General features: G+C 72.4%; 11 protein-coding genes and 1 riboswitch. Of the genes, 1 reads left to right on the top strand and 10 read right to left on the bottom strand.

Features of this window, described 5'->3' with window-relative positions:
- Window positions 1-35: 35 nt before the first annotated feature.
- Window positions 36-124: riboswitch (ZMP/ZTP riboswitch) on the bottom strand.
- Between the two features lie 32 nt (window positions 125-156).
- Entirely contained in the window at window positions 157-1026 is an 870-nt protein-coding gene (locus tag AOM07_RS06425; protein WP_062311988.1) for a hypothetical protein, read from the bottom strand.
- Window positions 1027-1050: 24 nt separating this feature from the next.
- Window positions 1051-1590: a GNAT family N-acetyltransferase gene (locus AOM07_RS06420; protein ID WP_062311987.1), complete on the bottom strand. Its 540-nt coding sequence runs from the start codon at window positions 1588-1590 to the stop codon at window positions 1051-1053.
- 86 nt (window positions 1591-1676) lie between these two features.
- Between AOM07_RS06420 and purU the strand changes: the two genes are divergently transcribed.
- Window positions 1677-2528, top strand: coding sequence for a formyltetrahydrofolate deformylase (purU, locus tag AOM07_RS06415; RefSeq protein WP_062311986.1), 852 nt, complete (start codon window positions 1677-1679; stop codon window positions 2526-2528).
- A 131-nt stretch (window positions 2529-2659) separates the two neighbouring features.
- Here purU and AOM07_RS06410 read toward each other — a convergent pair whose 3' ends face one another.
- The 8 genes from AOM07_RS06410 to AOM07_RS06375 form a co-directional block, all read right to left on the bottom strand.
- A complete protein-coding gene (locus AOM07_RS06410) occupies window positions 2660-3538 on the bottom strand; it encodes an N-acetylglucosamine-6-phosphate deacetylase (RefSeq protein WP_228374394.1) in 879 nt (292 codons plus the stop codon).
- A gap of 2 nt (window positions 3539-3540) precedes the next feature.
- Entirely contained in the window at window positions 3541-4323 is a 783-nt protein-coding gene (locus AOM07_RS06405; protein ID WP_062311984.1) for a glucosamine-6-phosphate deaminase, read from the bottom strand.
- A complete protein-coding gene (locus AOM07_RS06400; protein WP_062311983.1) occupies window positions 4316-5212 on the bottom strand; it encodes an ROK family protein in 897 nt (298 codons plus the stop codon). Before AOM07_RS06400 ends, AOM07_RS06405 begins: the two co-directional genes overlap by 8 nt.
- Before the next feature lies 1 nt (window position 5213).
- On the bottom strand, window positions 5214-6644 hold the full coding sequence (locus AOM07_RS06395) for a glycoside hydrolase family 3 N-terminal domain-containing protein (RefSeq protein WP_084830151.1): 1431 nt from the start codon (window positions 6642-6644) through the stop codon (window positions 5214-5216).
- Window positions 6641-7477 carry a carbohydrate ABC transporter permease gene (locus AOM07_RS06390; protein WP_062311981.1) on the bottom strand — a complete coding sequence of 279 codons (837 nt, stop codon included), beginning with the start codon at window positions 7475-7477 and terminating at the stop codon, window positions 6641-6643. The genes AOM07_RS06395 and AOM07_RS06390 overlap by 4 nt, the downstream gene beginning before the upstream one ends.
- On the bottom strand, window positions 7474-8430 hold the full coding sequence (locus AOM07_RS06385) for a carbohydrate ABC transporter permease (RefSeq protein WP_062311980.1): 957 nt from the start codon (window positions 8428-8430) through the stop codon (window positions 7474-7476). The genes AOM07_RS06390 and AOM07_RS06385 overlap by 4 nt, the downstream gene beginning before the upstream one ends.
- A gap of 128 nt (window positions 8431-8558) precedes the next feature.
- Window positions 8559-9875, bottom strand: a complete 1317-nt coding sequence (locus AOM07_RS06380) for an extracellular solute-binding protein (RefSeq protein WP_082227031.1) — start codon at window positions 9873-9875, stop codon at window positions 8559-8561.
- A gap of 58 nt (window positions 9876-9933) precedes the next feature.
- On the bottom strand, window positions 9934-11112 hold the full coding sequence (locus AOM07_RS06375) for an ROK family transcriptional regulator (protein WP_084830150.1): 1179 nt from the start codon (window positions 11110-11112) through the stop codon (window positions 9934-9936).
- Window positions 11113-11385 lie beyond the last annotated feature (273 nt).

The raw sequence follows: 11385 nt of genomic DNA, 5'->3' as shown, positions 1-11385 counted from the left end.
CGCCGGCAGGGTCGCCGGCATGCGTGATTCCGGTGACCAGTGGCCCAGGCGTGCGACCAGCAGTCGTCTGTACTCCTTGCCGCTCCCTGTGGGTGAGCCCACTGCGCCAGTTGCGGCAGGCCCGAGTCTAGCAACGCCCGCGAGCGCCGCGCGGCCTCAGCCGGAGGCGCCCCGACCCGCGGCGTCCGGGCCGTGGTCCGGGGCGGCGACCGGCGCATCGTCCCGCGTGGCGTGGGCGAAGCCCTCGCTCACCCGCCGCTCCACGGCGGCGCCCAGGCGGGTGCCGTGGCTGCCGCCGATGCGGTCGCGGATGCGGTCCCAGCGCGCCTGGTACTCCTCGGAGTAGCGGCGGCGCGCGCGCTCCATCTTCGCGTCGCCGTAGCGGCGGCGCGCCCAGAACGAGGTGGGCTTCGCGAGCCGGATCGCGCCGAGGGAGGCGACCAGCGGCACGACGACCCCGATGAGCGCGGTGATCCGCTTGCCCTTGAGCGCGCTGAGGATGACGAACGCGAAGTGGATCGCGAGCGTGATCGCGAAGGCCCACCACGAGCCCGCGTCCTCGGGGCTCACCCCGACGGGCGAGGTGCCGAGCAGCAGCGCCAGCGCGAGCACCGAGGCGATGAGGATCGCGTCGATGGACTTGCGCCCCTCCGCGGACCAGTAGACGTCCTCGAGGTGGAGCCACAGCGCGAACTCGTCGAGCGCGAGCGCCGCGCCGGCGCCGAACAGCGCCGCGAGGACCTCGACCCAGGGCGAGTCGGGCGCGAAGCGGAACTGGAGCACGCCGGTGACGAGCACGAGCAGGATGCCCCACACCTGGTGGTGGACGTGGACGCCGCCGAGGTGGATGTTGGACAGCAGGCCGCCCTCGGACGGCTCCGCCTCACCGATCGCGACGGCGTGCTCGCGCGCGCGGATGCGGCGGGTGACGCCGCGGGTGATCGCGAAGGTGAGCACGAAGCCGATGAGGAGCCACAGCGTGGGCGCCCGCCCGGGCTCGACGATGACGGTGTCGTACCAGGTCATCGCCCCTCCTCAGCGGTCCCGGGCTCAGCCCTCCGAGGAGGCCGCGGTGTCCTCCGCGTCGTCCTCGTCGTCGACGATCGCGCCGGCCTCGAGCACCTTGCGCAGGTACGCGTAGGTGAGGTCGCCGGCGACCTGGTCGAACTGGTGCTCGTACCCGGCCTTGTTGTACATCGTGATGTTGTGCTTGGAGTTCTGGCCGGTGAAGACCCAGACCTCCTTGGTGTCCTCGGGCAGGTAGCCGAGCACCGCGAACAGCAGCTGCGTGCCGATGCCCTGGCCCTGCTGGTCGGGCGCGACCGCGAGCCGGCCGATGGTGGCCTTGCCGTTCTCGAGGCCCACGCGGATCGACCCGATGAGGCGGTGACCCATCCACGCGCCCAGCGTGATGACGCCGTCGTCCTGGAGGTCCACGATCAGCTCGTCGAGGGTCTGCGTGAGCGCGGGGATGTTGGGATCGTTGAAGATCTGCGCCTCGGAGACGAACGCCGCGCGGCGCACCGTCAGGAGCTCGCCCGCGTCGGCGGTGCTCACCACGTCGATCCGGATCTCGTCGCCCTCGCTCATGGCTCCATCCTGGCACGTCCGGGGCCCCGCCACGCGCGCGGACGCCCCGTGGGACGCGCGCGTCGTTCCCGGTAATCTTGGGCGTCATGACCGACGCCTCCTCCTGGGTCCTCAGCCTGTCCTGCCCCGACCGCCCCGGCATCGTCCACGCGGTCTCCGGCGTGCTCGCCGACCACGACGGCAACATCACCGAGTCGCAGCAGTTCGGCGACCCCGACACGGGCCTGTTCTTCATGCGCGTGGAGTTCTCGTCGGCCGCGCCGGTGGAGGAGCTCGAGGCGGCGGTGGGAGGCATCGCCGAGCGCTTCGAGATGACGTGGAACCTCGACGTCGCGGGCCGCCGGATGCGCACCATCGTCATGGTGTCGAAGACCGCGCACTGCGTGAACGACCTGCTGTTCCGCGAGCGCGCGAAGACGCTGCCGGTCGACATCGTCGGCGTCGTCGGCAACCACACGACGCTGCGCGAGCTCGCCGAGTTCTACGGCAAGCCGTTCCACCACATCCCCGTGACGCCCGACACCAAGGCCGAGGCGGAGGCCGCGCTGCTCGCGCTGGTCGAGGAGCTCGACGCGGAGCTCGTGGTGCTCGCGCGCTACATGCAGATCCTCTCCCCCGAGCTGTCGGACGCGCTGCGCGGGCGGATCATCAACATCCACCACTCGTTCCTGCCGAGCTTCAAGGGCGCGCGCCCGTACTTCCAGGCGCACGACCGCGGCGTCAAGCTCATCGGCGCGACCGCGCACTACGTCACGTCGGACCTCGACGAGGGCCCGATCATCGAGCAGGACGTCGAGCGCGTCGACCACACGTACACGCCCGAGGCGCTCACCGCGATCGGCGCGGACGTCGAGCGGCGCGCGCTGGCCCGCGCGGTGCGCTGGCACGCCGAGCACCGCGTGCTGCTCGACGGCCACCGGACCATCGTCTTCAAGTAGCCGCCACCCCGGTTGCCTCTCCACCCGGGTGGGGCGCTCCCCCACCTCGCCGCGGGCGTGTCGTCGGCGTGTCGCGGCTTCAGGCCCGGTTCGGGCGGCCCCCGGAGGAACGTGCGTGGAGAGGTCCCCGCTCAGGCGAGGCCGAGCACCCGCTCGGGGGTGGACGATGCGGCGGCGAGGGCCTCGTCGCGGGGCACGCCCGCCTCGACGCACACCGAGACCGCGCGGTCCATGGTGAGCGTCGACCCGGCCAGCGTGTCGGTGCCGGCGAGCACCGCGCGGCCGTCGGGCGTGACGTCGACGTCGAGCCCGCCGAGCACGTAGCGCCCGGGCGCCGCCGCGGCCGCGCTCATCGCGTCCGTCACGAGCACCACCCGGCCCGGCGCGGCACGGAACAGCGTCGCGATGTTGGACGGGTGGACGTGGATGCCGTCGGCGATGACCTCGATGAAGACGCGCGGGTCGTCGAGCGCGGCGCCGAGCGGGCCTGGCTCGCGGCCCATGATCGGCCGCATCGCGTTGAAGCCGTGGGTGATGAGCGTCGCGCCGCGGTCGAAGGCCGCGCGGGCCTCGTCCGCGGTGCACTCGCTGTGCCCCACCGCGACCACGACGCCGTGCGCGACCAGCGTCTCTATCGCGCCGAGAGCGCCGGGAAGCTCGGGTGCCATGGTGATCTGGCGCATCGCCCCGTCGCAGGCCTCGAGCAGCGCCGCGACGGCGTCGGGCGTGGGCACCGCGAGCGCGTGCGGATCGTGCGCGCCCTTGCGCGCCGGCGCGAGGAACGGACCCTCGAGGTGCACGCCGAGCAGCCCGTCGTCCTCGCCCATGACCTCGCGGATCACGCCGACCGCACGCGCGATCTCGTCCGCCGGCGCCGACACGAGCGAGGCGACGATGCGACCCGTGCCGTGGGCACGATGCGCCGCGAGCGCGGCCCGGGTGCCCTCGACGCTGCTGCCGTAGTCGTGCCCGCCGCCGCCATGGGAATGGATGTCGGTGAAGCCCGCCACGATCAGATCCCCTGCCACTCCGGCTTGTGGTCCTGCGCCCAACGGTAGTAGTCGGCGAAGCGCAGCTGCGAGGCGGCCGCCGTGTCGACCACCACGGTGACCCGCTGGTGGAGCTGGATCGCGGAGCCCGGCATCGACGCGGACACCGGGCCCTCGACGGCCGCGGCGAGCGCCTCCGCCTTGGACTCGCCGAACGCGAGCAGCACGAGGTGACGCGCGCGCAGGATGGTGCCGAGGCCCTGCGTGACGCAGTGGATGGGCACCTCGTCGAGCGAGTCGAAGAAGCGCGCGTTGTCGAGGCGGGTGCGCTCGGTCAGCGTCTTGACGCGGGTGAGCGAGCCGAAGGACGAGCCGGGCTCGTTGAAGCCCAGGTGGCCCGTGCGGCCGATCCCGAGCAGCTGGAGGTCGACGCCGCCGTGGGCCTCGATCGCGGCCTCGTAGCGCTCGCCGGCGGTCTCGATGCCCGCGGCCGAGCCGTCGGGCACGTGCACCCGGGCCGGGTCCAGCCCGAGCGGCTCGGTGACCTCGCGGTCGACCACCGCGCGGTAGCTCTCGGGGTGGCCCGCGGGCAGCCCCACGTACTCGTCGAGCGCGAACGCGGACATCCGCGTGAAGTCGGTGCCCGCGTCGCGCTCGGCGCGCAGGCCCTCGTAGACCGGCAGCGGCGTCGACCCGGTCGCCACGCCGAGCGTGAACGCGGGCTCCCGCCGCACCTGCGCGGCGATGTGCGCCGCGACGAACGTGCCCGCCTCCGCGGGCGTCTCCAGAACGATGACCTCAGCCACGTCCACCTCCCAGCATCGCGGCGCCGATCGCGGCCACCGGAACGTCCATCTCGAGCCGCCGCATGCGCTGCGACAGCTGCAGCGACGCGAGGAACGGGCTCGTGGCCGCCCACGCGTCGAGGATGCGGGTCGCGCCCGCCATGAGGTCCTCTCCCCAGGCCGTCATGCCGCCGCCGACGACGACCTCGTCGACGTCGAGCGTGAGGACCAGGACCCGCACGCACGAGGCGAGCCCGTAGTAGGCGCGGTCGCAGATCTCCCGCGCCCGGGCGTCGCCCGCCTCGGCCGCCGCGACCACGTCGCGGCCGCTCGTGCCCTCGACGCCCCACTGGAGCATGAGGCCCGAACCGGAGGCGTAGGTCTCGAGGCCGCCGGGCAGCCCGTCCGAGCCGACGGGCCCGGCGGGGTCGACGGAGATGTGCCCGATCTCGCCGGCCGCGCCGCGCGCACCGCGCCACACCCGGCCGCCGAGCACGAGCCCCGCCGCGAGGCCGGTGCCGAGGTTGAGGTACGCCATCGAGCGGTGCGCGCCGTCGCCGGCGAGCACCCACGCGCCGAGCGCGGCCACGTTGACGTCGTTGTCGACCTCGGGGCGCGTGCCCCAGCCGGCGGCGAACTCCGCCGCGAGGTCGACCCGGTCGACGCCGAGGTTGAGGGCGTGGGACACCACGCCGTCGACCACGGTGCCCGGGGTGCCGATGCCGACCGTCACCTCGTCCGGGCGCACGCCGGCCTGCTCGCACGCGATCCGCGACGCCTCGAGCGCGGCCGCCACGACCGCGTCGCCGCCCTGGCCCGACGGGAGGCGGTGGCGGGACCGGACGACGCCGGCGGCGTCGACGACCACGGCATCGGTCTTGGTGCCACCGATGTCGATTCCCAGATGCATGTCAGTGTCCGATCAGCTCGAGGAGCGCGTCGCCTACCAGGCGCGACGCTCCGTAGGTGGCGACATCGGCGGCCACGTCGCCGGGCCAGCCCATGTCTACCACCACGGTGTCCCCCCGTCCGCGCACCGCGTCGATCGCGGCCAGGGCCCACGGGTGGCGGTGGTTGTCCTTGCCCACGACGACCGCGAGGGCACCGTCGGGCACGGCGGCCGCGAACGATGCGGGGTCGTCGTGCGGCCCCAGCGTCGCCGCGGCCTCCACCCCGGCCGCGAAGGGACCCCACGGCGCGTTGCCGACGGCCACGTTCGCGGCGGGCTCGAGGCGCAACCACACCCGCGGCCGGTCCGCGGCGAGCGCGGCGGCGGCCGCGTCCGAGACCTCGAAGGTGGCGCGCACGGCGGCGGCCCCCACGATCTCCGGGACGGCGGACGATGCGGCGGCCCGGCGCTCGGCGTGGGCCCGCCCCAGCGCGGCGCACCGCTCCGAGGCCTCGATCACGCGGGCCTCGTCGAGGGAGCCGTCCGCGACGGCGGCCTCGATCGCGGAGGCGATCTCGCCGATCTCCTCGTCGGGGTTGACCGAGCCGAGGCACAGCAGGTCGGCGCCCGCCGCGAGCGCGAGGACCGCGGCGGCCGGGATGCCCCGGCCCTCGCACGCGCCCTTCATGTCGAGCGCGTCGGTGACGATGACGCCGTCGAAGCCGAGGCCCGCCCGCAGCAGCCCCTGGAGGATCGGCCGCGAGAACGTCGCGGGCAGCTCGGGGTCGAGCGCGGGCACCATGATGTGCGACGTCATGACGGTCGCGACGCCCGCGTCGAGCGACGCCACGAACGGCGGCAGGTCGCGGGCGTGGAGCGTCTCCGCGTCCGCCTCGACCGTCGGCAGGTCGAGGTGCGAGTCCTTGGCCGTGTCGCCGTGCCCGGGGAAGTGCTTCGCGCACGCCGACACGCCCTGCGCCTGGACGCCGGCGACCCAGGCCGCCGAGTGACGGGACACGAGCGCGGGGTCCGTGCCGAAGCTGCGGATGCCGATGACGGGGTTGCGGGGGTCCGCGTTGACGTCGACGTCCGGGGCCAGGGTGAGGTCCACGCCCGCCGCGGCGAGCTCCGCGCCCACCCGGGCCGCGACGGCCTCGGTGGCCGCCGCATCGTCCATCCGTCCGAGCACCGCGTTGCCGGGGAAAGGCGAGCCGACCGCCTGGTACAGGCGCGAGACGTCGCCGCCCTCCTCGTCGATCGACACGACCGCGTGAGGGTTGGCCGCGTGGATCGCGTCGGTGAGGGCCCGCAGCTGCGCGGGCGACTCGACGTTGGCCGCGAACAGGCACACGCCGCCGAGCCCGTCGCGCAGGCGCCGCTCGAGCCAGTCCGGGAGCGTGTGCCCGACGAAGCCGGGCATGAGGGGGGCGAGCGGGTTCATCGTGGCGCTCATCCCTTGACCGCGCCGCCCACGAGGCCCTGCGCCATGCGGCCCTGGACGATCATGAAGAACACGATCACCGGGATCGCGACGAGCACGGAGCCGGCCATGACCTGGCCCCACTCGGTGACGCCGAGGTTGGAGGTCTGGGCGAAGTCGCGCAGCCACAGCGGCAGCGTGGCCTTCTGGTTCTCGGTGAGGATGATCGACGCGAGCGCGAACTCGTTCCACACCTGGACGAAGGCGAACACGCCCGACGCGACCAGGCCCGGCGCGAGCAGCGGGAACGTGACGCGACGGAAGGCGCCCATCCGGGTGCAGCCGTCGATCATGGCCGCCTCCTCGAGGTCGACGGGGACGCCCGCGACGAAGCCGCGCAGCATCCACGTCGTGAACGGCACCACCATCGCGAGGTAGATGACCGTGACGCCGATGACCGAGTTGAGGAGGTTGGCGGAGGCGAGCATCTTGTACTGCGCGATGAACATCGCCTCGGCAGGGAGCATCTGCACCACGATGATCGCGAGCACGAACGTCTTGCGGCCGCGGAAGCGGAAGCGGGCGATCGCGAGGGCCGCGAGCACCGCGTAGAGCACGCACAGCACGAGCGCGATCGCGGTGACGGTGAGCGACATGCCGAGCGCGGCGCTGAAGCTGTTGTCCGCGAGCACCTCGCGGTAGTTCTTCAGCGTGCCGTCGAGCGGCAGGAAGGTCGGGCTGAGCTTGTTGATCGTCGCCGGCGTCTGGAAGGACGTGTTGATCATCCAGTAGACCGGGAAGGCCCAGATCGCGGCGAGGACGACGGCGAGGGTGGCGCCGCCGGCGCGCAGGATGGTGCGGTTCATGACTCCTGGTCCTCCTTGATCATGTTGCGCACGTAGCCCCAGCTGATCGCGAGGGTGAGCGCCATCACGACCATGGCCGCCGCGGCCGCCATGCCGAACTGGCTCTGGCCGATGCCGAGCCCGTAGATGTAGGTGCCGAGCAGGTCGTAGCGCTCGCCCGCCGCGCCGAAGTCCTGCAGCAGCTGGATCTGCGCGAACACGCGCAGGTCCCAGATGAGCTGGAGGAGCAGCAGGATGACGAGGACGGGGCGGATGATCGGCACGATCACCATGCGCAGCGTCTGAGAGCGGCTGGCGCCGTCGAGCGACGCGGCCTCGAGGACCTCCTCGGAGACCTGGGTGAGGCCCGCGTAGACGGAGAACGCCACGAAGGGCACCGAGGCCCACGTGATGATCGTCATCGCGACGCCGAAGAAGCTGAGGGGCTCGATGAGCCAGTTGTGGCCGATGTAGTCGACGCCGGGGATGAGCGACAGCACGTAGTTGACCACGCCGTTGCGGTCGTCGATGAGCCAGTTCGCCACGGTCATCTGCGCCACGATGGGCATCGCCCAGGCCAGCAGCATCGCGACCTGGAGCACGATGCGCGACCACGCGGGGATGGCCTTCATGAGGAGCGCAAGGGCGATGCCGATGCCCATGGTGAGCAGCGCGGTGCCGGCCATGAAGGCGACCGAGCGGAGGGCGATCGTCCAGAAGACGGAGTCGGTGAAGAGGTCGAGGTAGTTCTGCAGGCCGATGAACTCGGCCGGCTGCCCGAACTGCTGGGCGAGCCCGTACTCCTTGAAGGAGTTGATGATCTGCCAGGTGACCGGGTAGCCGAGGCCGATGAGCAGCGTCGCGATCGCGGGGATCAGCAGCGCGTACGGCAGCTTCGGGCGCCGCTTGCGGTGGCGGGGCGCGGCAGGCTCCTGCCTCCCCGTCGCCTCCGGCGCCGTCACGGTGGTGGTCATGGTGTGCCTCTCGAGGGTGCTGAGGTGGTGCTGAGGTGGGTCTGGTGGGCGGGTCCGCCCATGACACGGGCCCGGGTGCGGGGTACACCCGGGCCCATGCGGGAGCGGTCGAGCCGCTCGGAAGGGACTTAGCCGTTGATCAGCTCGTCGATCTTGGCGTTGGCCTCGACGGCGAGCTTGGTGACGTCACCGCCCTCGGCGACGGCCTGGAAGAAGTCCTCCATGATGCCGGCCTCCTCGACGCTGGCCCAGCCGGCCGCGGCCGGGGTGAGCTTCGCGTTCGACGCGGCCTCGAAGGCGATCTCGTTGACGCCCTCGAACGTGGAGTTCTCGATGTAGGTGTCCGCGAAGTCGAGGTTCGCCGGGCCCATGCCGTTCTCCGCGAGCATCGTCTGGTACTCGTCCGAGAAGATGATCTCCATGAGGTCGAGCGCGCCGTCGACGTGCTGCGTCGCGGCCGAGACGCCGATGTTCGAGCCGCCGGCGAACACCGGGGCCGCACCGCCGTCGACGCCCGGGAGCGCGTAGACGCCGAAGGTCTCGGAGTTCCACACGTAGCCCTCGGTCTCCTCGTCGAAGTCGCCCAGGGTCCAGGTCGCCCAGCTCGGCGCGAGGGTCGACGACGCGGGCGTGCCCGAGAGGAAGTCGTCGTTGATGGCCGAGTAGGTGGTGGTGTCGTCGTCGGTGGGCTGCGCCACGTTGCCGGTCTCGAAGAGCTCCTGCCACTGCTCGACGCCCGCGATCGCCTCGGGGCTGTCGAGGGTGGCGTGCCACTCGGAGCCGTCGTACTCGGCGATGTCGCCGCCGTTGGCGAAGATCCACGAGATGGCCGAGCGCCAGTCGCGGCCCGCCAGGTAGGCGCCGCCGACGCCCTCGTCGAGCATCTTCTTGTTGACCTCGGTGTACTCCGCGAGGGTGGTGGGCACCTCGACGCCCGCGGCCTCGTAGATGTCCTGGCGGTAGAAGACCGCGCGCGAGCCGAAGTAGTACGGGAGGGCGTAGACCGAGTCGCCGATCGAGCCCGCCTCGACGAAGCCGGGCAGCAGCGAGTCGCCGCCGAGCTCCTCGTAGTGGTCCGTGAGGTCCATGAACGCGCCGACCGTGGTGAAGGTGGCCGCCTGGGTGTTGCCGACCTCGGCGACGTCAGGGGTGTTCTCCGAGTCGGGCAGCGCGGTGGTGAGCGACGAGATGAGGTCGCCCCAGCCGATCTGCTCGACGGTCAGCGAGCCGCCGTTGACGTCGGTGTACTCGGTCTTGAGGTACTCGATGAGCGCCTCGGGGGTGTCCGTGCCGGCGAGCCAGAGCGTGATGTCCTCGGCGGCCGCAGCGGTGTCGCTGGCGGCCGGGGAGGAGTCCGAGCCCGAGTCGGAGGCCGTCGAGCAGCCCGCGAGCGCGATGGCGCCGGCGGCCGCGAAGGCGGTCGCGCCGATCATCGTCTTCTTCATTCCAGTTCCTTCTCTTCAATGGGTTCCGTGGCGGGCTGCCACGGGTGGGGACACGAGGTCAGAAGACCCCCAGCTGGCCGGTGAGGACCATGACCGCTGCCCCGAGCACGACGATGTCGCGTCCGAGGGTGGTCATCCGTACCGCAGGACCGCCGTGCGAGTCGGCCATCGTGCGGGAGCGGATCGTCTCGGCGGCGGAGTCGAGCAGCGTGCCGTCGAGAAGATCGAGGGGGCCGGACAGGACGACCTCCCCCAGGTTGAGCGCGCCCACGACGGGCGAGATCGAGATGCCGAGCCGCTCGCCGGCCGCGGCGAGGACCGCGCGGCGCTGGGCGTCGTCGGCCGCGCCCTCGAGGCGGGCCTGGAGGCGCGGGATCGCGAGCCAGGTCTCGAGGCAGCCCGTCTTGCCGCAGGCGCAGGTCTCGCCGCCGTCGGTGCCGACGACGACGTGGCCGATCTCGCCGGAGGCCGAGTGGGCGCCGCGCACGAGGCGCCCGCCGACGACGAGGCCGGAGCCGACGCCTCGGCCGACGCGGATGAGCATCGTGTCGTCGTCCGCACCGCCGAAAGTGCGCTCGGCGAGGGCGGCCGCGTTGGCATCGTTCGCGACGAGGACCGGGAGCTCGGTGCGCTCCGCGAGGGCCGCCTGGAGCGGGACGTCCGACCAGCCGAGGTTCGGCGCGGAGAGGACGACGCCCGCATCGTCCACGATGCCGGGGCTGCCGACGCCGATGCCGAGCACGGGGGCGTTCGCGCGGGCCACGAGGCGGGTGAGGAGCTCGCCCACCGCGTCGACCGCGGCGGCGCCGGTCACGCCGGTGACGTCCATGTGCTCGCGGTGGAGCACCGTGCCGTCGAGGTCCGTGACGACGCCGCGGAAGAGGTTGTCGTACGAGAGGTCGAGCGCGACGATCGCGAAGCCCGCGCGGTTGATGTCGAGCAGCGTGGCCGGCTTGCCGGGACGGACGTCCGTGCGGATGCCCAGCTCGACGACCAGGTCGTCCGCGATGAGGTCCGCGACGAGGTCCGAGATGGTGACGCGGGTGAGGCCGACGGCGCGTGCGAGGTCCGCGCGGGACAGGCCCTCGGAGCGGTACAGCTCCTGCAGGACGAGCGCGCGGTTGTGGCTCCGCGCCCGCTCGGGGGTGACGCGGGCGCCGGCGCGCACCACGGAGGCGAAGCGCTGCTGACGCGCCGCACCCCGCTGCGCTGCGGGAGTCGTGACCTCTGAAGCCATGTTTGTTAGTAAAGAGTACTAACAATCAGTCCGCAACCCCTTGTTCACCGATCGTTACCGCTCCGTGATGTAAGCGTTCACACCGAGCGTGGCTCCGCCACCCTCGCCCGATGGGGTGCGAACTTCGAGGATCCCGGGAGCATAAGGCCTGGTTCCCGCCCGGATTCCTCGAAGTTCGTGCATGCCCGCGCGCCGCGCGCGCCGCCACCGCACACCGCCCGCACCGCACACCTCCGCACACCGCCGCGGACGCGACCGGCGTACGGAATCGAC

The organism is Demequina rhizosphaerae (assembly GCF_000971255.1).
GTDB classification, from domain to species: domain Bacteria; phylum Actinomycetota; class Actinomycetes; order Actinomycetales; family Demequinaceae; genus Demequina; species Demequina rhizosphaerae.
Note: the sequence above shows the minus strand (reverse complement) of the source record. Positions and strands in the feature narration are given on the sequence as shown.